This is a genomic window from Arthrobacter sp. ISL-28, assembly GCF_018613875.1.
Taxonomy (GTDB): Bacteria; Actinomycetota; Actinomycetes; order Actinomycetales; family Micrococcaceae; genus Arthrobacter.
On record NZ_JAGGPJ010000054.1, the window covers coordinates 1 to 18,275 of the forward strand.

The 18,275-nt window shown below is 63.6% G+C and carries 22 protein-coding genes and 3 pseudogenes; 10 read left to right on the forward strand and 15 right to left on the reverse strand.

Going from position 1 to position 18,275, the window contains the following annotated elements:
• Positions 1-496: 496 nt before the first annotated feature.
• The 6 genes and pseudogenes from J7E80_RS24770 to J7E80_RS22955 form a co-directional block, all read right to left on the reverse strand.
• Positions 497-1,273 carry a putative immunity protein gene (locus J7E80_RS24770; RefSeq protein WP_396020848.1) on the reverse strand — a complete coding sequence of 259 codons (777 nt, stop codon included), beginning with the start codon at positions 1,271-1,273 and terminating at the stop codon, positions 497-499.
• Between the two features lie 37 nt (positions 1,274-1,310).
• Entirely contained in the window at positions 1,311-1,808 is a 498-nt protein-coding gene (locus J7E80_RS22935; protein ID WP_215054507.1) for a GNAT family N-acetyltransferase, read from the reverse strand.
• 196 nt (positions 1,809-2,004) lie between these two features.
• Positions 2,005-2,416 (reverse strand): annotated as a pseudogene (locus J7E80_RS22940) (recombinase family protein); the annotation flags it as partial.
• Positions 2,417-2,611: 195 nt separating this feature from the next.
• Positions 2,612-3,043, reverse strand: a complete 432-nt coding sequence (locus J7E80_RS22945; RefSeq protein WP_215054508.1) for a DUF309 domain-containing protein — start codon at positions 3,041-3,043, stop codon at positions 2,612-2,614.
• Positions 3,044-3,162: 119 nt separating this feature from the next.
• Positions 3,163-3,552 carry a VOC family protein gene (locus tag J7E80_RS22950; RefSeq protein ID WP_215054509.1) on the reverse strand — a complete coding sequence of 130 codons (390 nt, stop codon included), beginning with the start codon at positions 3,550-3,552 and terminating at the stop codon, positions 3,163-3,165.
• Between the two features lie 195 nt (positions 3,553-3,747).
• Positions 3,748-4,053 (reverse strand): hypothetical protein, encoded by a 306-nt coding sequence (locus J7E80_RS22955; RefSeq protein ID WP_215054510.1) that lies wholly within the window; start codon positions 4,051-4,053, stop codon positions 3,748-3,750.
• A gap of 178 nt (positions 4,054-4,231) precedes the next feature.
• Between J7E80_RS22955 and J7E80_RS22960 the strand changes: the two genes are divergently transcribed.
• The 6 genes and pseudogenes from J7E80_RS22960 to J7E80_RS22985 all read left to right on the forward strand — a co-directional run bounded on the left by J7E80_RS22960 (position 4,232) and on the right by J7E80_RS22985 (position 7,313).
• Complete coding sequence (locus J7E80_RS22960; protein ID WP_251037282.1) at positions 4,232-4,705, forward strand: DoxX family protein; 474 nt, start codon at positions 4,232-4,234, stop codon at positions 4,703-4,705.
• Between the two features lie 130 nt (positions 4,706-4,835).
• Positions 4,836-5,477: pseudogene (locus tag J7E80_RS22965) on the forward strand (aldo/keto reductase); the annotation flags it as partial.
• Positions 5,478-5,823: 346 nt separating this feature from the next.
• Positions 5,824-5,997, forward strand: coding sequence for a hypothetical protein (locus J7E80_RS22970; protein WP_215054511.1), 174 nt, complete (start codon positions 5,824-5,826; stop codon positions 5,995-5,997).
• Between the two features lie 283 nt (positions 5,998-6,280).
• Positions 6,281-6,484: a cold-shock protein gene (locus J7E80_RS22975; RefSeq protein WP_215054512.1), complete on the forward strand. Its 204-nt coding sequence runs from the start codon at positions 6,281-6,283 to the stop codon at positions 6,482-6,484.
• Between the two features lie 5 nt (positions 6,485-6,489).
• Positions 6,490-6,726: a DUF2630 family protein gene (locus J7E80_RS22980; protein WP_215054513.1), complete on the forward strand. Its 237-nt coding sequence runs from the start codon at positions 6,490-6,492 to the stop codon at positions 6,724-6,726.
• A gap of 266 nt (positions 6,727-6,992) precedes the next feature.
• A complete protein-coding gene (locus tag J7E80_RS22985) occupies positions 6,993-7,313 on the forward strand; it encodes a hypothetical protein (RefSeq protein ID WP_215054514.1) in 321 nt (106 codons plus the stop codon).
• A gap of 281 nt (positions 7,314-7,594) precedes the next feature.
• Here the strand turns inward: J7E80_RS22985 and J7E80_RS22990 are convergent, their stop codons facing one another.
• The 7 genes and pseudogenes from J7E80_RS22990 to J7E80_RS23015 form a co-directional block, all read right to left on the reverse strand.
• A complete protein-coding gene (locus J7E80_RS22990) occupies positions 7,595-7,846 on the reverse strand; it encodes a hypothetical protein (RefSeq protein ID WP_215054515.1) in 252 nt (83 codons plus the stop codon).
• Between the two features lie 1,020 nt (positions 7,847-8,866).
• A pseudogene (nhaA, locus tag J7E80_RS22995) lies at positions 8,867-10,199 on the reverse strand (Na+/H+ antiporter NhaA).
• Between the two features lie 66 nt (positions 10,200-10,265).
• The gene (locus J7E80_RS23000; protein WP_215054516.1) at positions 10,266-10,655 is read right to left on the reverse strand and encodes a CBS domain-containing protein; all 390 of its coding nucleotides are present in this window, start codon (positions 10,653-10,655) and stop codon (positions 10,266-10,268) included.
• A 31-nt stretch (positions 10,656-10,686) separates the two neighbouring features.
• The gene (locus J7E80_RS23005; RefSeq protein ID WP_215054517.1) at positions 10,687-11,037 is read right to left on the reverse strand and encodes a P-II family nitrogen regulator; all 351 of its coding nucleotides are present in this window, start codon (positions 11,035-11,037) and stop codon (positions 10,687-10,689) included.
• A 34-nt stretch (positions 11,038-11,071) separates the two neighbouring features.
• Positions 11,072-11,746: a DUF1538 domain-containing protein gene (locus J7E80_RS24110; RefSeq protein WP_251037284.1), complete on the reverse strand. Its 675-nt coding sequence runs from the start codon at positions 11,744-11,746 to the stop codon at positions 11,072-11,074.
• A gap of 5 nt (positions 11,747-11,751) precedes the next feature.
• Positions 11,752-12,516 (reverse strand): DUF1538 domain-containing protein, encoded by a 765-nt coding sequence (locus tag J7E80_RS24115; protein WP_251037283.1) that lies wholly within the window; start codon positions 12,514-12,516, stop codon positions 11,752-11,754.
• A 120-nt stretch (positions 12,517-12,636) separates the two neighbouring features.
• Positions 12,637-12,909 carry a hypothetical protein gene (locus J7E80_RS23015; protein WP_215054518.1) on the reverse strand — a complete coding sequence of 91 codons (273 nt, stop codon included), beginning with the start codon at positions 12,907-12,909 and terminating at the stop codon, positions 12,637-12,639.
• A gap of 363 nt (positions 12,910-13,272) precedes the next feature.
• On the opposite strand from J7E80_RS23015, the gene J7E80_RS23020 reads away from it, so the two are divergent.
• From J7E80_RS23020 to J7E80_RS23030, 3 genes are all read left to right on the forward strand, one after another.
• Positions 13,273-14,100 (forward strand): sensor histidine kinase, encoded by an 828-nt coding sequence (locus tag J7E80_RS23020; RefSeq protein WP_215054519.1) that lies wholly within the window; start codon positions 13,273-13,275, stop codon positions 14,098-14,100.
• Between the two features lie 4 nt (positions 14,101-14,104).
• Entirely contained in the window at positions 14,105-14,758 is a 654-nt protein-coding gene (locus J7E80_RS23025) for a response regulator transcription factor (protein ID WP_215054520.1), read from the forward strand.
• A 345-nt stretch (positions 14,759-15,103) separates the two neighbouring features.
• Positions 15,104-16,000 (forward strand): hypothetical protein, encoded by an 897-nt coding sequence (locus J7E80_RS23030; protein ID WP_215054521.1) that lies wholly within the window; start codon positions 15,104-15,106, stop codon positions 15,998-16,000.
• Between the two features lie 111 nt (positions 16,001-16,111).
• On the opposite strand, the gene J7E80_RS23035 is transcribed toward J7E80_RS23030, so the two are convergent.
• Positions 16,112-16,663: a hypothetical protein gene (locus J7E80_RS23035; RefSeq protein WP_215054522.1), complete on the reverse strand. Its 552-nt coding sequence runs from the start codon at positions 16,661-16,663 to the stop codon at positions 16,112-16,114.
• Positions 16,664-16,915: 252 nt separating this feature from the next.
• On the opposite strand from J7E80_RS23035, the gene J7E80_RS23040 reads away from it, so the two are divergent.
• Complete coding sequence (locus J7E80_RS23040) at positions 16,916-17,410, forward strand: hypothetical protein (RefSeq protein ID WP_215054523.1); 495 nt, start codon at positions 16,916-16,918, stop codon at positions 17,408-17,410.
• 249 nt (positions 17,411-17,659) lie between these two features.
• Here the strand turns inward: J7E80_RS23040 and J7E80_RS23045 are convergent, their stop codons facing one another.
• Positions 17,660-18,259, reverse strand: coding sequence for an IS3 family transposase (locus tag J7E80_RS23045; RefSeq protein ID WP_215054524.1), 600 nt, complete (start codon positions 18,257-18,259; stop codon positions 17,660-17,662).
• Positions 18,260-18,275: the final 16 nt, after the last annotated feature.

The window sequence follows — 18,275 nt, forward strand, 5'->3', positions numbered from 1 at the left end:
CCTGCCCCCACGCCGGCAGCGCTCCAATCCCCGTGTCATCAAACGCAAGATGTCCAACTGGCCACTCAAGCGAATACCAAAGACACCTAAGTAAACGGCATTGGATTTAGCAGAGATTTTTTTCGCCTCGTCCATGAGAGCAAAACATACCCTTTACATAGACCCCCGGGGACATGTCGTTAAATGTAATTGTGATGCAGTGCTAGCGGTGGACGACTTCCGCCAGCCATGCGCACGGAGGCGGAAGCAATGTCTGCCTGAGCCAGCGGGCGACCTGCGAGGGCGGACCTCGACGCTGCGGCGAAGGCCAGCCTGCCGAGCCACCTCACTGCGGTGCCTGGCGCAAACTGGGGTTAGTGTGCCTAGGCAAAACGCCTCGACCTTGCCTAGGCAGTGGCTATGAATCGGTATTTTCCCTTCCCACCGCTCTGTTGAGAGTTGGTGCTGCTCTGCCGCGATCGCCACCCGTGGCTGGACATCGCGGCTCAGAGAATGGTCACGTCTCCGGGCTCTCCCAGTCGTCGCTCTTCCTGAACTCCTCCGATGCGGCGTTCCAACTCCTCGGGGTGCGAGATGGGCAGCAGGCGGTGGGGGCTCCAGAGGGGCAGGCGTGTTGCAGCGGTGTACGTTCGAGGACCGGCTTGCGGGCGGCAGATTCAGCTGGAGGAGGCAGGCTGGTCAGGGCGAGCCAAGTCGGCCTGGATCGCGCGGATGATCGAGGCGAGGATTCCGGACGCGAGAAGTCCTGACCCCAGCGGACCGGCGGAATTCCCCCCAGCGGTGGCAAGCGCCGAAGCGCGGACCGGGCTCCGGCACTCATGTGCTCGAGTTGCCAGTGGATCTCGTCGTCGACCGTCTGGAGCCGATCCGGCGCCGCCAGTCCGGCCGCTTTCGCGGCATACGCGGCTGCCCCCAAGGCGTGCGCGCCCATGTGAGCGACGGCTGCGGCTTGTGTGGCAGACCGGGCGGCAGCCACCGCAGCAGGGCTATTCACGTCGCGTGCGGCACGGCCAGCAACAAACCGCCGGCGGATCTCTTCGGCGGCACTGAGCTCACCGCGAGCGAAGGCTCGGGCTCGGGCGATGGCGTAGCGGGGGCGACCATCTGCCGGAGCCTCTGCCTCAAATAAGGCCACGACTCGCTCAGCGCAGTCTGCGGCCCAAGTGGCGACGACGCGGCGCTCGGCCTCGCTTAGCGTCTGCGGAGAAGCCACATCAGTACCGTACACACGGCTCGCAGACCGATCTACCCTACGTGACGCGCAGTGCGACACCAGCCCCGAGAAACGCCGCCGCTGTAACCTGGACCGCTTAGTCGTAGTCGCTGTCGAGGTCTTCGTCCATGAGGCGGCGGAAGTCTCGGGAGAGGTACAGGGCCATGGCCGCTGAGTTGGTATCGTCCACGGTGACGGTCACCGTGGCGTGATCCAGCGCATGTAGGACGTGCAGGGCATGTCGGAGAAGTTCTTCGGCCAGGCCCTGGCGGCGGTGATCAGGGTGTGTGAAAAGTTCTGTGATGACCGCCCCACCGTCGCGTTCGGTGACGATGATGGCCGCGGTGATCTGCCCGTTCGGGCCGGACGTTACCAGTGAGGCCGCCTCGAGGGTCCGGCCAAGGACTTCAACCCCTGTAGTGCGGGCCCGCGCGCTGTCAGCGTCACCGGGCTGCGCAGGCCCATTGGCGCAGGCGTGCTGTTGAACACGGCGGAGTTCGGGAAGGTCCTCGGGTTCAAGGAGCCGGAGGGGGACGAGAGCCGGCCGGGTGTCTTTGTGCCCGGTCAATGCCACCAGGGTGATCGGTTCGTTCATGAGGGCCCTGCTTTCCCGACGCACGGAGGACACCGTTAACCTAGTGTCTGATATCTCGATCCCTCACGGAAGATTCAGGGCCAATGCTTCTCGCAGAGTTCACCAAACGGACATTCTCATCGTCCGGGCAACGGCTGACAGTCTCCTTGGACTTTTGAATCGCAGCGATATTGCGGCCTTTTCACGGCGCTAAATGTCAGGCTTGGGCTGCTTGCGCGCGTTGGAGCTCACGGTAGATGGTGGCACGGGAGACGTCGAAGAGTTCTGCCAGCTCCGTCTGGGTGTGGGTGCCGGCAGCGTGGACGGCGAGCAGGTGGCGACGTTTGGCTGCCGTAAGTTTGGGCTGCTTCCCGCGGAAGCTTGCCCTTCGCTTTCGCGATCGCCATCCCCTCGCGGGTTCGCATCCGGATCAGGTCGGCCTCTGCGACCATGCCAAGGACGTTGAACAGCAACTGGTCCACAGGATCGGCCGGATCGTAGACCGATCCGCCAAGACTAAGAGCAACGCCCTTCCGTGTTAGCTCGTCAGCGATATCGCGGGCGTCTGGAAGAGAGCGTGCCAGGCGGTCGAGTTTGGTGACGCCAAGAGTGTCACCGGAACGTACCGCGCGGCGCATGCCTACTTCGAAACCAAGGGCCACGTCGGCAAGATCCTGCTGGACTGTCGCCACATCGGTTGGTCGTATTTCGTTTGGTACCTATTGGTGGCTTGACGGTTTTCCTCCCGTAAGAAGGCCAACCAAGTCAATCAGCAGACCCCTGGGAGTGACTCCGCCGCTTGCCGCGGGATGCTGGCCGCCGGCTCAATGGCCGGTGCGCATGCGATCACGTGCGCAATTCACCACGGCGGACAAGTCCAGCCCATAGGTCGGCCCTTCGCCGGAACCGTATTCCTCGAGTCGGGCCGCACCGCGCTCGAAGAGCCGGAGCGCGCCAACGCTGTTGCCCCGGGCGGCGTGGGTGAGCCCGACGCAGATTTGGGCGAGTCCTTGCCAGAGGTTGCGTTCTTCGGTCGGCCCGGCTTTCCAGCGGGCTTCGAGTACCTCATGGGCGGCGAAGGGCCGGCCGGCCTCCACCAGACTCCGGGCCGAGACCAACGTCTGCGCCGGCGGCAGCGGCTCCTCCGAGACGGGCTCGACGCCGGCGCTTCCGTACGGCAGGGGCCGCCCAAGAGCGTCACGTGGCCGGGCCTGCCGCGGGCGCCTTGAAGCATCCCGATCCCTGTCACCGGTCATTGTGGTTTCCGCCCTGAGCGTTCCTTGATCTTACCGACAGTCATACGCCCAATGCTAAGACCCGGCGCCTTCGAACACGTGCGGCGCGGAGGAGGCGGTCGGCCCCGGAGCAGAAATGATTACCGTTGGTCCCGTCGCAGGGGGTGATCCTTCGGAACCTCAACCAGCACGATGCGCACTCCGCCGGGGTCCGCGATCCACATCTCCACCAGCCCCCATGGCTCCTGCTGCGGCTTGCGGATTACCGGCACCAGCCCGGCTGCCAGCAGCCGCTCGTGCTCGAGTTGGACGTCGCGGACCTGAATCCAGATCGCCAAGGCATTCCCCTGTGGATCGGCCGACCGTCCGCTGACCTCGAGAAAACCGTTGCCCAGGAAGAAGACCAGACCCGGCGCATCACGACTCCCGAACTCTCGGTAGATCGCCAAGCCCAACGTGTCCCGATAAAACCGGTGGCTCCGCTCGGGTTCGGACGGATGAAGCAGGATGCGGCTCCCAAGGACTTCCATGTTCTCTATCCTGTCCTCGAACCATGCACTTCGCTCGCCGCATGCTTGTGAATTCTTGGTGTTGCGTTCAAGGATCCCGTTGGGCGCGAGCTGTCACATCGATCGGGCGCCACCGTCGACACCGAGTCTGCTGCACCGACCGTTCCTCCAACGGGACGGTAACACCGTCCTTCGAAGTGGGACCCGAGCTAGGTCCTAAGGCCCGGTCAGGGTTCGACCGGATTGTTCACCGAGGACGCGTACGTTGCTTCCGAGGTTGGCGGGCTTCTGGCGAAGCTGTTCGTTTTCGAGCTGTGAGAGATTGAGGGCCCTGACGAGAGCTTCATTGTCGTTCCTCAGCTGCCGGAACTTTTCGGTGTCGTCTTCTCGCAGCCGCTTCAACCTGGCTACTTCCCGGCGAAGTCGGCGTTCACCGTCGGGAATGTCGCCGTGTGCCCGCACTTTTTCGTGGAAGAGGTTCTTGAGGTCGAGGTGCCGCTGCGGGAGAGCGTTTCTCGGCACACCCGCTTCTGCAGCCAGGGCCACGCGGACTCTAAGGGCACCGGGCGCTGCGCCTTGCAAGAGATTTAAGCCGGGTTTAAGGCAGTCCTTCGGGAACATTCGGGACCAACGGGAGGTTGACCCTGATGGGCACCGCGGTACCGCCGGGGAACGCTGCGGCCACCGCCGGATCCATGGGATGACCGGGGTGCCGGATTGCCCGGGCGGTGAAAGGAGACTCTTAGGAGGTTCCGATGGGTATTCTCATCTTGATCGGGCGGCTGCTTTTTGCGGCGCTGTTTCTGGTATCGGCCTACGGGCACTTCACCAGGCGGAAGATGATGGCCAGTTACGCCGCAAGCCGTGGGGTGCCGGCAGTGAGTTTCTCGTGGTCGCGACCGGCGTCCAGATGGCCGTGGGTTCGCTCATGGTCGCGCTTGGGGTTTGGCCGGACCTCGGTGCGTTGATACTTTTCCTGTTTCTCATACCGACCGCCTTTTGGATGCACGCCTTCTGGAAGGAAAGCGAACCCCGGAACCGGGCCATGGAACAGGTGCAGTTCTACAAGGATCTGGCACTGGCCGGCGCCGCCCTCGTGATGTTTGCAGCGTTCGCCGCCCTGGGCCACGACATTGGTCCCGTCATCACCGGTCCGCTCTTCAACGTCCGCTAACCACGCCCGCGCCCCGCATCTTAGATCCTAGGAATAACCGCCGAGAGCCTATGCGGTCGGCATTCCCGGAAGCGCCCGGCGGAGGGTGAACCCGCGGCATCCGTGGGGGGCCGCAGGGATTCCCACGTCCAGGGTTCACCGCTACGACTACGAACCCCCCTCGAGGAGACGATGCAGGCCTTCGCCGACGTCGTCCGGGCCGGCAAGGCGCTGTACATCGGCGTGTCCGAGTGGACGGTTGAGGAAATCCGGGCGGGAGCTGCGCTGGCCAAGGACCTCGGAATCCATCTCATTTCCAACCAGCCCCAGTACTCCATGCTTTGGCGGGTCATCGAAGAGGAAGTCGTCCCCGTCAGCGAGGAGCTGGGACTTGGGCAGATCTGCTGGTCGCCCATGGCCCTGGGCGTACTGACGGGAAAGTACACCCAGGACCAGGCCGCCCCGGCCGAGTCCCGTTTCACGGGGGAAAATGGCGAGCTCAAGTCGGAACACCGCTTCATGAAGAACGCGGTCCTTGCCCGGGTACAGGAATTGAAACCGCTGGCGGAGGAAGCCGGCTGTCCATGGCGGTCCTGGCCGTGCCTGGGTCCTGCAGAACCCCAACGTCTCCGCTGCCATCGTCGGGGCCTCCCGGCCGGAGCAACTGGCCGACAACACCAAGGCAGCCAGCGTCAAGCTGGATCCGGAACTTCTCCGACAAATCGATTCCATCCTGGAACCCGTCATCGAGCGCGACCCGAACAAAGTCGAATCCTTCACCAAACGCCCCTGACAGGCCGCCGGGATTTCGCTTCCGGCGCGAACGGCTGTCCGCTGGGCCGCCGATTTTACCACCGGGCGGGCCATATATAAACCCACGTGAGCGGGACGATTGGCGTCTTGGATGTTCCCTCAGAGATGCCGTGGAGTAGACAAAGTTAACGTCATTTGGGGCTCTGGTATGCGGTCGCCCATGCGACATATGCTGAAATGAATTGGCTCAAAGGAAGGTAGCCGCCATGTTTGCGCAGGTTCGGCGAGTTCGCCTATCGGGGCACGGAGACCGGCTTCGCCTCCGGCAGCGTGGCCGTTGGGGGCAAGATACGCTGGGGGATCTCCGCGAATGTTGCCGCGTCTCCATGGCTGTGGACAAGGCGTTTGGTGAGGCGATCCGTGGGTCAATCGCCGCTGGAGCCGGATGGCAGGAGATTGGCCGGGCACTTGGAGTCACTGAGGCTGCCCGGTCCAAGGACGACGTTATTGATGCTCTCGCCGCCAATAGACGGGACGCGTGGCGTCGGTACATCGAGTAGACCGATAAGCGAGTGCGCGGAGTTAAGGGATGTGGTCAACAAAATCTGTTCGCCCCGAACCGACCCACCGTTCCGACGCTAAATCCATCTTGGGGGTCGAGGAGAATCGTTGGCGCTGGGCCTGCGGGGAATCGTTGCAGGGATTGGAGAGCAGCTGATTGTCGTTAGAACTGCGGTGGCGGCGGCCTTGCACACCCAATTCCGGCATCGTAGCTTTGGGGGAGCGGGAGACGGCCTCCGAGATAGCCGGCTTCAGCCTGACATTTTGAGAGGAACGCGTTCCATGGCAACAGGTATCGTGAAGTGGTTCAACGGCGAGAAGGGGTTCGGTTTCATCGCTCCGGACGACGGGTCCGCGGATGTCTTCGCGCACTATTCGGCCATTGCAAGCAGTGGCTACCGCTCCCTGGAAGAGAACCAGCGAGTCGAGTTTGACGTCGTGCAGGGCCAAAAAGGACCGCAAGCCGAAAACATTCGCCCGCTCTGAACCGCATGATGCCCCAACAGGACATCGCGCTACTGATTCCGTTTCTGATTGAGGAGGAGGACCGCCTCAGTGCGGAACTCTCGGCCGCCCGTTCAGAGGCTGGCGGCGGCAGCAGCGCCGTGGAACTGGAGGAGGTCAGGGCGCGGCTGCGTCAGGTGCGGCAGGGCCTGGATGAATGCTGGGACTTGCTGCGACTGCGCAGGGCAGCACAGGTCGCCGGCGAGGTTCAAGGGCAGGCATAATCCCTTCCTGATCTTCAGCCCCGGGCCGGTTGGCCTGGAGAGTTGGACAACCAATATTCGGCTTACAGCACGAGTGGCGGCCGTACCGCATCCACACCGCTGCCCGTGAGTTGTGTGAAGAAGGCCCGCCGGTGGGGGGCCGACGAGCCTTCGGGCACTCACGCTACCGGTGGCCCCTTAGGACATCGAGTTGAGAAAGCGGTCAGCGCAGGGCTTTAGATGCTTCTAACGCCGATGTTCCGCTACCCGGTAGAGGATCCCTTATCGTGCTTCCAATCGGCTTCGAACATCGACACCTGACGTCACGCAGACTTGAACCGCGAGGCTACCGACTCACGCAAAGCCACCACATCAACGTCGCCGGCGGCGTCGGAAGTGGATCTGGCCCCGGAGACAGCCTCGTGGTCGTGACCGACGGAGTCCTGGCGTCCTTCGGAACCCTCGAGGACTTCACGAAGCACGTGGATGACGACTTCGCGAAGCACGTCGATGACGCGGTCCGCACCCAGCTCACCGCCGATCTCGCCTGCAGGCGGTGCTCGACCTCGCTCCGGCAGACAGCACAGCGGATGACGTCACGGCGCTGATCGTGCGGCGATTGCCCAACGGGCGGACCGGCGGCGCTGAGCTACCGCATTGGACAGGGCGCGCATCATGGCGACATCGGGGACGACGCTGCCTACCCCTTAACGGGGGTAGGCAAGGTTACCTAGGGTAGGGCTGCCTATGCTCCTCCGCAAGGAAGCACCGGCCGCCGTTCGGTTGAACACCGGCTCCCACAAGAACTGACGGCACTGCACTGGATGCAAAAGGACGTGTCCTTTTCGACCTAAACGTTGCCGGATCGCCAGCGCCGGGAGGGTGCTGGTCAGGCCAGCTTCCTCACGGCCTTTTTCAGGTTCATGGCCTTGAGTTGATGTTCCCGGGCCTGCCGTTCGCTGTCCTCAAGAGTCTTCTTCAAAAGTTTGACCGCGTCCTCGTTGACGTCGTCATGGGTCCGCGCGTAGGCGATTTCGGCACGAGCGTGTTCGGCGTCAAGCTCGTATCCGGCGGCGCGGGCATATTCTTCCTCCGCGGCCGTCTCCAACAGTTCCTTGGCCTGCTCAAACTCGTTATTCATGCGCTTCACCACCTGTACTCAATGTCTCATCCTCACGCGTCCCTCTTCAATGACGACGTTAGTAGAGCTTGTTCACCACATGAAATCCTGTCAGGGCGTACAGTTTGCCGCTGCTGCCCTCCGCCACGGTCCACTGTGCCGGGGTTGCGGTCCTTGACCTCGTCCCACTCGACCTGCTGGCTCTCTGTTGACGAGATCGAGGACGTCCCGACACACGAACTTGCGGGGGAGAGATTTGCCTGAAAATCGCGGTCGATCGAGTTCAACTACTGCAGCGAAAGCGTGTCGTTTGTCCGATTGATCCGCGTGGACTACATCCACGGCGTCTGCGCGGGAGGGCCGGGTACGTCCAACGCCGCATGATCTTTACTCATTCCCGCACCTCCGGGGGTATGTCCTTAACCATGTATGCGTGAATGCATTCGAGCGGTGGCTGGCTTACCGTCAAACATCCGCCCCATGCTCGCCGACTACAAGGGCTGGGCTCTCTTCACATCCACCCCTGAAGGCCGCAACTGGTTCTACGATCTGTACCGCTTCGGTCAGGATCTGAAGTACCCGGACTGGTGGTCTGTGCGGATGCCCTCCTGGTCCAACAATGTGCGCGGAAGCAGCGCCTGCCCGAACCCGCCGAACGGCTGCCCGGGTTCGCCGTTGGTGCGGACTCTGACAATCTTCAGGTTATGCCTGTGCAGCCGGGGGAGAGGTGCTCACGATTCCAGGCCTACCCGGTCACCCGGTCCCGGCTATTTCGGATGTCCGTCTATGACGTCGCGTATGCCGCCGCCCTTACCGGTACAGCGACACTGGCGTCCGCCCGAAGGCCGGAACGCGCTGGCGGAGGAGTACGCGCAGGCGTTGGCTGTCTGGCTGACGGACCTGCCCTCGGCGAGCAACGCTAGACCGCAAGATGGCAGTGATGGTTCTCTTCCTGCTCCATGATCTGGTGCAGCGGGTTGCCGTGGCAGGTCGGCCGGCAGCCTTGCTGCGTGGGGTGCCAGGCCCGCTGCGTCGAAGAGTTCATGCAGCCGAATGCGAAGACTCTCCGGAGCCTGGGCCTGCCGCGCTGGAAGGCCGGGACGAGTTGGTATGTCGGTAGTGCCGGTTCCTGGGCAGCAGGACCGCAGCGGCCAACAGTGAGGCGATGAGGGACGCCGCCAGGATGCCTGTCGTCGCCTGGTCACCATAGTTGTTGCCGTGGCCGAAGCTGAGTTCCGCGACCAGCAGGGAAACGGTGAAGCCGATCCCGCCGAGGAGCGAAACCCCGAAAATATCGATCCACTTGATGGAGCGGTCCAGTCTTGCCCTGGTGGACTTGGTAAGGAGCCAGACCGTTCCAAGAATCCCGATCGGTTTCCCCATGACCAAGGCGATGATGATCCCAAGGGTCACCGGGTTCGCGAACAGGGATCCGATCCCGTCCCGGCCGCCCACCTGCACACCGGCGGAAAAGAAGGCAAACACCGGCACGGCGATACCAGCTGAAACGGGGCGCAGCCGGTGCTCCAGGATCTCGGCCAACCCCCCCACCCGGCTGCGGTCCGTCCTTGGAGTGAGCGAGCGGGACAGCGAAGCCCAGCATGACTCCTGCAACAGTCGCATGAATCCCTGAATTGTGGACCAGCACCCAGGCGGCAGCGGCCAAGGGAAGCAGGATCAGCCAGGCCGCTGCCCGTGTAGCGAAGAACCGCCGGTACCTGTGGGCAAGAAGGGTGTAGGAACCCAAGGCGAGAAGCACCAGCAGCAGCGGTTCCGGACGGATGTCCTGCGAATAGAAGAACGCGATGATGCCAATTGCGATCAGGTCATCAACCACGGCGAGTGTCAGGAGAAAAATCCGCAACGCGCCCGGCAGGTGCGAACCTATCAGGGCCAGAACAGCGACGGCGAAGGCGATGTCCGTGGCCGTCGGGATCGCCCAGCCCCTCAGCGTTTCGGGACTGGCCAGGTTGACCACGGAGTAAATGATGGCGGGGACAGCGACCCCACCGGCGGCAGCGGCAACCGGAACGACCGACTTGCCGGGTTCGCGCAGATCCCCGATCAGGAACTCCCGCTTAAGTTCAAGGCCGACGAGGAAGAAGAAGATGGCCAGCAGACCGTCCGACGCCCACTCGCCCAGGCTGAGCTTCAGATGCCACGGCTCGTATCCGACTCGGATGTCCCGCAGCTGGAAGTAGCCGGCAGACAGCGGGGAGTTTGCCCAGATCAGCGCAATGATCGCGGCCGCCACGAGCAGCGCGCCGCCGACAGTCTCTTTGCGCAGGATCGAACCGATGCGCAGTAACTCAGAAGGACTTCCCGCTCCGAACAGGAAGGAGCGGGAGCGGGCATCCGGTGAGTTCTGGTCCATTCGGTGCGTCCTCGGCTAGTCCCGACAAAAATGTCCCGTGCCGACGTCCTGGTCAGCGCAGCCGGGTCACGTTAGTTCCTCCATGAGCCGGGCGAGGATGTCATTCATGGCGAGCAGGCCGACGAGCTGGTTGCCTTCGACGACAACGAGGCGGCTGAGGTGGTAGCGGCTCATCAAAGCGGCGGCCTGGCGGACGGACAGGTCCTCGTTGACAGTGATCGCGGGGATCGTGGCGGCATCATATACGTTCAGCAGGTCCACATCCCCTTCCTGGGCAACGACGGTGTCCAGGAGTTCCCTGTAGCTGAGCATGCCGTAGGCGTCGTGGGCGTCCTGCCGCTCCACCACGAGGCTCTTCACCTGGCGCTCCTTCATCATGGACAGTGCCTCCCGCAGTGTGCTGTACGGGGAGATCGTGACGACCTCGGGGACCATGACATCTTTGACGGTGAGCATCTCTTTCCTCCTTGTGAAGTGCTGGACCGGGTCAGGAGCCCTCGCGGCGCAGATGCTCCTCGAACCTGACGACCTGGCGCATGTCGATCCCGGTCAGGTGCTCGATCGGGATCGCGAAGGCCAGGCCGCGGGATTCGGTCCCCTGGACCAAGACCTGGTGCAGTTCCTTCAGGATCGGTGCGGTCAGGTGTGTCCCCACGACCATCAGCAGCACGGACTGCGTCCCTTCGAAGGTGAGGCCGAAGAACGTCTTTCTGGCCTGGCCCCCGATGCCCTTGCCCGGCAGGATGGTCACGCCCGTAGCACCGGCCCGCTGGGCGTGTTCAATCACCCTATCTTCAAGCTCGTCCGGGGCGATCACGATGACTGCTGTGAATTTCATGCCGGTTCCCTCCTTAGGCGGGGAAATCTCTCCATCACCAGGCATACAGGATGACGGAGATGACAGGGAAGATGGAGGCATAGGCGATCAGGCCGAACCCGTCGATCAATACGTTCCGGCCGTCCGCGGCGGCCGCAAGGCCGATGCCGAGGGCAGTTACCAGTGGCACGGTGACCTCCGACGTCGTCACCCCGCCGAGGTCGAAGGCCAGCGCGATGATGTGCTTCGGGGCGAAGAACACCAGCACGATAGCGACGGCGTAGGCGGTCATGATGAAGTAGTGGAACGGCCCTCCCACCAGAATGCGGTGGACGCCGAAGCCGATCCCGAGGGCTACACCAACGGCGACAATGACCCGGACGGCGAATGCGCTGATCTTGCCTGGAGATGCGTCTTGTGCCTGTTCTGCGATGGCCACGAGGGCAGGTTCGGCCATGGTGACCGCGAAGCCGATGAGCAGCGCGAAGAGCAGGATCATGGCCGGGATTCCCTGCTCGATCAGTTGCTCGGCCATCAGGGTCCCGAGCGGGAACAGCCCGAGCTTGAGTCCCACCACGAAGGCATGCAGTCCCACCAGGACCATGATGAAGCCGATGACGACCCGCAGGGGGTGGGGCAGCCTGCGCCGCAGGGCGACCCATTGGAAGAAGAGGACAACGGCCACAATGGGCAGGACCTCCCGGACCATTGAGGCGAGGCCTAGGATCATGCCGATCACCCAATCCGTGGGTCCTCCCCGGCGTCGGTGACCGGCGGTGCCGGCCCGGCATCGCCGAAGGTGTAGACCCAGATGCCGTAGAGCTGGACCCCGATCATGGGCACCATCACGCACAGCGCGACCAGACCGAAGCCGTCGGCGAGCAGGCTGCGTCCCCGGATGGAATTGGCCAGACCGAGACCGATCGCCGCGATAAGCGGGACACTGACGATGTTGGTGGTGACCCCGCCGGAATCGTAAGCAAGACCGATGATCTCCGGCGGTGCGATATACGTGAGGCCCAGCGCCACCGCATAACCGGCGATCAGCAGTTTGTACACCGCCCAGCCCCGCAGGACACGCAGGATGCCCAGGATCAAGACCAGCCCCACCGACACAGCGATGACGAAGCGCAGCACCAGCGCATTGATCCGGCCCTCGCTGACTAATTGGGCCTGCTCCGCGACAGCGATCACCGCCGGCTCCGCGATGGAGGCAGCGAATCCAATGGCAAACCCGAAGGGCAGCAACAACCCCAGGGCCCCGCTCCGGACGAACTGGTTCGCCAGGTTTTTGCCGACGGGGAAGATACTCAGGTCCAGGCCGTAGAGGAACAGGGCGATGCCCACGGCCACGATCAGGAGTCCCGCCACCAGCTCCAGCGGGTCATCGGGCATGGAGCGGAACACCAGCAGTTGGAACAGGACAACGACGATAACGATGGGCAGAAGGTTTCTGAGCGCCTTAAGGAATTCGCGGGCGAATCGGCTGAGGTGCTCCATCGGGTCCTCTCCCAGAGTGATCCTGCGAGTACCTGGCTTTTCAGATTGTCGATCCAGCCCAGTCGCATCTATCAAGCGAGGCTCCGGTGTGAATCGACGGTACGCGCGGGTCCACGATCGTCATCGCTCGCTCCCTGCGAGCTGGGCGACCCGGCGTTCGAGTTCGGCTATGCGATCGGTGATCGGTTGGCTGTGCAGGAGCTCGGCGACCTGATCGGCCTCGTCCTCCTCGAGCACGATCCTTGCCACGACCCGATCGGGCTCCGTGGTGTCGTAAACGAAGATTTCGCGTTTGCCGGGACGCGCGACGAGTATGCGGAATTGCTGGCCGTCGCGGGTCTGGCAGTCGTGCAGCACGCCTGAGCCGGGAACGGTGGAGTGGGTGGTCTCCATTGGGCCCTCCGTTCCGTCAGTTCTAGGGGTACATTCAGTCTCCCCTTTCGGTCAGGGAGGTGCCATTGGGCCTGACACCCATTTCCGGTGCGCCGCGCGCACGGGACTCGGCCGCCCGTGGGTGCGAGCCCTCATGGACAAAGGACGCGGGCCGCGTAAGGCTAGTACGCATGCGGATCGCGCTCGAAACCAGGGCCACCGGAACGGCACGCGGCGTGCCTCCGAAGGGACCGGCACAGTTGCTGTTCTGGCGTCTGTTCATGATCAATGGTTTGCTCTTCGCGGTCGGCACGCTCGTGTTGGCGCTTTCGCCGGCGACGGTGTCGTCGCCTGTCCTGCTCACCGAGGTGCCGGTCCTCCTCATTGGACTGGCTCTCATCCTCGCCGCGAACGCCGCCCTGGTGCGGGGCCAGCCTCGCGCCGCTGGACGCGTTGACGAGTGTGATGCGCCGGGTTGGCCTGCTGCGGCGCGGCGGCGATCGGGCGATCGAGGCCGGCAACGGCGACCTCGAGCATCTCATCCGCACGTTCAATGAGATGCTGGACCGGCTGGAGGCGGAGAACAGCGCGAGCAGCGCCCTCGCGCTGGCCGCGCAGGAGGGGGAACGTCAGAGGATCTCGCGGGAACTGCACGATGAGATCGGCCAGAGCCTGACCGTTGCTCTGCTCAGCCTCAAGCGAGTCGTCGACCGAGCCCCCGACGATCTGCGTGAGGAGAGCCTCGTCGCGCAGGAGGCGGTCCGCGCGAGCCTGGAGGAGGTCCGCCTGGTGGCGCAGCGTCTGCGCCCGGGCGTGCTCGCCGACCTCGGCCTGCGAAGTGCGCTGACCTCCCTGGGCACGGAGTTCTCCCGCTCGAGCGGGATCCCGGTGGCCTGGGAGCTCGATGACGAGCTTCGCGAGCTCAGCGGGGAGGTTGAGTTGGTGCTTTACCGCATCGCACAGGAGGCGCTCACCAACGTCGCCCGACATGCACACGCGACACGGGTCGATTTCTCACTCACTTCGTCGACGAAGGGGCTGACCCTGCGGATTCGCGACGACGGGCAGGGCGGCGACCTCCGCGAGGGCGCGGGCATCCGCGGGATGCGCGAACGGGCCCTGCCCATCGGAGCCGAGCTGACGATCACAGCCCGGCCGAGCGGGGGGACCGACGTTCGGCTCGTCGTTCCCGGCGTCGAGGCGAGGAGCTGATCCGATGGCCGACCCCACACGGATCCTGCTCGCCGACGACCACGCCCTGGTCCGCCGCGGCCTACGAATGATCCTCGACGCGGAACCCGACCTCACCGTCGTGGCCGAGGCCGCCGACGGCACAGAGGCCGTCGCTGCCGCGACCGCGGGCGGGGTGGACCTCGCTGTTCTTGACATCGCCATGCCGCAGATGACCGGCATCCAGGCGGCGCGGCAGATATCGCGGAGCGCACCCGACGTGCGGATCCTCATCCTCTCGATGTATGACAACGAGCAGTACTTCTTCGAGGCGCTGCGTGCCGGGGCCTCGGGTTATGTCCTCAACTCGGTCGCCGACCGCGACCTCATCGAGGCCTGCCGCGCAGCGATGCGCGGGGAGTCGTTCCTCTACCCCGGCGCGGTCACCGCACTCATCCGCGACTATCTCGAGCGCGACCGCCGCGGCGACCGGAGGCCGGACAGCATCCTCACGCCCCGCGAGGAGCAGATTACGAAGCTCATCGCAGAGGGGAACTCCACCAAGGAGATCGCCGAGATCCTCAGGATCAGCGTGAAAACCGTCGACCGCCACCGGGCCAACGTCTTGCAGAAGCTCGGGTTACGCGACCGGCTGGATCTCACAAGGTTCGCCATCCGCACCGGGCTCATCGAGCCGTAAGCGGTCTCTGGTTCGAACGTGCTACATCGCGAACCTGTAGGCATGTTCGTGCTGGCCGGGGGTGCTGCAGGGGCAGCCGGACGCAGCCCGCAGCAGTTGAGGACGCACAAGGGAAAGCGCCCGGCCCAGAAGGAGGGACTGTCCAGCTCACCATTCCAGAGGGGCGACATGTGCCCCGCCCCGTGGGGGGAGGCTCGGCGGCGGCTGAAGCGAGCTTCAGATCCTTGGGCGTCCGTGCCATAACCTAGGCCACCCATCTCCTGTTTCAACGTTTGTCGGTCGGTCTCCTATCGGATGGTCTCCCGTTCCCTAGACTTGGGGGACGCTGTAGACGAACATCGAAGAATGAGTGCCACCAGTACTGCCCCTGTTTCCGAAGACCAGACTGGTGAACCAGGGAGGCTGCTGACGCGGGTGCCCGGGCGGGCGCGGCCCCAGAATAAGGCGCTCCGGGAATTCGAGAAGAGCGTCGCAGAGCTGCGCGAGCGGTACAAGCCGATGTTCTGGCCACTCCTCATCCCAGAAGCCAAGGACATGTTTCGCTGGCGCGTCCAGCTGGAGTGCGGCTGCACGCACGAGGTCTACACACATGGGGAGGACAAGTATCCGGACGATCGCAGTTATCTCGACCCCGTCACCGAAAGCCGGCTCCCAGCCGGCGAGTACTGGTGCCCGACCGACCACGGACCTACCGCCAAGCCATACCGTGACATTCTCGAGTGGGTTGACAGGAAAGTCGTGGACTTCCCGCCTGATCCTGAGGAACCGGACTACGACTGGATGGACGCCGAGGACTGGGCGAAGATCCGAAAACTCGACCCACACACGTCGGCGTTCTGGAAGGTCAAGCTCTCCTGCGGGCACCACGACCAGGTCTGTAGCGACGTGGATTGGAAGCCTGAGGACGGGCCCAAGCTGGTGTCGGAGGAGCGCATCGCGGAGATCCGCCGTGAATTCGAGGAGATCTGGACAGCGGAAGGGCGCACCGGCTGGCCACACGAGAGCCCCGAGCGCGACCACATCCGGAAGATGATCGAGCTGCGCTGGCCTCGCCCCGAGCCCGGGAGGGACTGCTACGCATGCACGCGTGCGCGGAGAATCACCGGCTACCAGCGGATCGGTTGGCTGGTTCCGAAGACGAAGCCGGCACCGGCGTCATCAGCGAACCTTGACCGGAAGAAAGTCGAAGCCCGACTCGCCGCGGCGGAGGCCGAGGTCCGCAAGTTGCGCACAACTCGATGACGGAAAGGACGCTTGAATCCTTAGGTAGCGGCAGGATCGCCAAGAGCCGTGCGCGCGGTTCTATTGCTTCGATGGACAGCGTCGTGAATCGGCGGACTGAGTGCGTGATGCTTAGGCAAGGTTGCGGACCTTCTTCCCAGAACCCCATCCGTTCTTGACGATCTCGACCTTGCCTGAGGTTGCCAGGCGCTCGAAGAGCGTGTTGTTGGAGGAACCTGACGGGAGGTCAAACTCTACCCCCGGTCCACTGGTGAGCGTGTTGTAAGGGGAGGCGAGAAGCGCCAGCGACTCGATCAAGGACTCAGGAGTCATGTCTCGGGCACGCACCAAATGAGACAGGATCAGCTCCGGATTCTGGGTGGTTCGGGCGATACGCTGAACCTCCGCGAGGGGAAGCCAGATTTTCATCTCGCGTGCGTACTCACCCGCGGCTCGGAGCGCCTCAGCGTTGTCGTCGACCACGTACATGGCGAGTTCATTTACGACCTTCTCGCGAACACTGTGGGGTACCTGCGGGCTCGCCAGCAGGTCGGCGACGAATCCGGATACCAGGGCAGGAGTCAGGATCGATTCCATGTTCTTGGATACCGCGAAGGCCTCCGAGACCGACCTCCATCCAGCACGAGCAAAGTGCGCGAACGTGTCCGCTGTATTTGGGATCAAACTGGCTTCCAGAGCCAGCGCAAAGGCAATCCTAGTACCTTATGTCGGCCAGGTCGGGACCATGTCCAGGACTACCGCGCGGACCCGAGCCACTCAAAAGCAAGACCTGGGCAGAATCTCTTCTCCAGCCCTCGCTGGGGCAGTTACTATTCCTGAATGGTGCGCCAACCACGAAACGAGGGAAGAGGCGAAATTCTTCCTCCCCACTGCAGACGCTGGACGCAGATCGGAGCGATCGGGGCCGGTGCCCACGTGTTTTACGAGCTGGCCTCTGGGGTGGGTCTGCCCTTTGCCTCCAGGGTCGGACCCCTCCCTGCCGCCGCATTCTTTGGCGCCGGTACTGCCGTGGCGTTCAGGGAAGCTGGCCGTCAACCTCATTCCCGCGATCCTCTCTTCGCCGTACTCAACGGCGTGCTCCTGTCTGCGGTGATCTCCCATTTCTCCACCTGGCCCACGACCAAGGTGGCCGGGCTGCCATGGCTCACCGAGTGCGAAGGGCTGACCGGTCGGCTGATGCCGCCATACAACTTCATCCTGTACGTCTCCGGGGTCGCAGCCTTCGGCGGGTTGCTGGAAAACCGACGCGGTGGCTTGCGGGGCGCATTCGTCCTGGCTCTCATGGTTCCCTGGCTGATGGACGAACAGCGTCGCGAGTACCTGCGCCTGCTAACTCAGGCCAGGAACCGTCCCGCATGGTGGAATCGCCGGCTGCAGCAGCGACCGGGCCGGCGACGGCTGGGGGGATAAGCCCCGGTCTTAGAGGGCTCAAGCCATCGCCGGCCACCACCAGTGTCACCAGTGGACCTACCCTATGAAAACCCGGAACAAAGACCGTGCCGCTGTCTGTGTACCCCGTCCGTGGGTGGGTCCCGGTGGGCCTGCCTGGAACCTAGCCGCCCGATCAAACCGGACATACTGGAGGTTTCCTCCGCTAGGGAAAAAGGAGAGACCGGCAAGTGAACTGGGCCCCAATAGTTGGACTGGCCAAGTAAGATCCTAAGCCGCGAGGGCCTGAGCACGGTATTGCACCGGGCTCAGGCCCTCGAGCTTTGTCGAGATCCGGTCGTTGTTGTACCAGCGGATGTATTCATGCAGCGCTGCTGCCAGGGCATCGGTGTTGAGGAACCGGACGTGGTGGAAGAGCTCTTCCTTGAGATGACCGAAGAAGTTCTCCATCACGGCGTTGTCGTAGCAGTTGGCCCTGCGTGACATCGACTGGACTGCGCCGGCGCCTTCAAGGAGGGCACGCCAGGAGGCGTGCTGGTATTGGAAGCCTTGGTCCGAATGCACGAGCGGCTGCTGACCGGGTTGCAGGAAGGTGAGGGCCTCACGCAGGGAATCGTTAGTGAGCGCTAGGTTCGGGGACGTGCTGATTGAATGGGCGATAATCTGCCGGTCGAAGAGGTCCATGACCGGCGAGAGGTAGAGCTTCCGGTCACCTACGTTGAATTCGGTCACGTCCGTAACCCACTTCTGGTTTGGGGCGTCGGCCAGGAAGTCCCGGTTCAGCAGGTTCGAGGCAACAGTGCCCTGTTCGCCTTGGTAGGAGGCGTAGCGCTTCCTCCTCCGGACTTTGCAGGCCAGCCGCAGTGTCAATGGCCATTAGTTTCTG

Excerpts from the sequence above, each read along its gene's own strand:
- J7E80_RS22975 (WP_215054512.1), top strand. The coding sequence starts at position 6,281 with ATGGCAACAGGTATCGTGAAGTGGTTCAACGGCGAGAAGGGGTTCGGT.
- J7E80_RS24115 (WP_251037283.1), bottom strand. The coding sequence starts at position 12,516 with ATGGAGCACCTCAGCCGATTCGCCCGCGAATTCCTTAAGGCGCTCAGA.
- J7E80_RS22960 (WP_251037282.1), top strand. The coding sequence starts at position 4,232 with ATGACCGGGGTGCCGGATTGCCCGGGCGGTGAAAGGAGACTCTTAGGA.
- J7E80_RS22980 (WP_215054513.1), top strand. The coding sequence starts at position 6,490 with ATGATGCCCCAACAGGACATCGCGCTACTGATTCCGTTTCTGATTGAG.
- J7E80_RS23000 (WP_215054516.1), bottom strand. The coding sequence starts at position 10,655 with ATGCTCACCGTCAAAGATGTCATGGTCCCCGAGGTCGTCACGATCTCC.
- J7E80_RS23015 (WP_215054518.1), bottom strand. The coding sequence starts at position 12,909 with ATGGAGACCACCCACTCCACCGTTCCCGGCTCAGGCGTGCTGCACGAC.
- J7E80_RS22970 (WP_215054511.1), top strand. The coding sequence starts at position 5,824 with ATGGCTGTGGACAAGGCGTTTGGTGAGGCGATCCGTGGGTCAATCGCC.
- J7E80_RS22950 (WP_215054509.1), bottom strand. The coding sequence starts at position 3,552 with ATGGAAGTCCTTGGGAGCCGCATCCTGCTTCATCCGTCCGAACCCGAG.
- J7E80_RS23030 (WP_215054521.1), top strand. The coding sequence starts at position 15,104 with ATGAGTGCCACCAGTACTGCCCCTGTTTCCGAAGACCAGACTGGTGAA.
- J7E80_RS22990 (WP_215054515.1), bottom strand. The coding sequence starts at position 7,846 with ATGAATAACGAGTTTGAGCAGGCCAAGGAACTGTTGGAGACGGCCGCG.
- J7E80_RS24110 (WP_251037284.1), bottom strand. The coding sequence starts at position 11,746 with ATGATCCTAGGCCTCGCCTCAATGGTCCGGGAGGTCCTGCCCATTGTG.
- J7E80_RS23005 (WP_215054517.1), bottom strand. The coding sequence starts at position 11,037 with ATGAAATTCACAGCAGTCATCGTGATCGCCCCGGACGAGCTTGAAGAT.
- J7E80_RS23025 (WP_215054520.1), top strand. The coding sequence starts at position 14,105 with ATGGCCGACCCCACACGGATCCTGCTCGCCGACGACCACGCCCTGGTC.
- J7E80_RS22945 (WP_215054508.1), bottom strand. The coding sequence starts at position 3,043 with ATGACCGGTGACAGGGATCGGGATGCTTCAAGGCGCCCGCGGCAGGCC.
- J7E80_RS22935 (WP_215054507.1), bottom strand. The coding sequence starts at position 1,808 with ATGAACGAACCGATCACCCTGGTGGCATTGACCGGGCACAAAGACACC.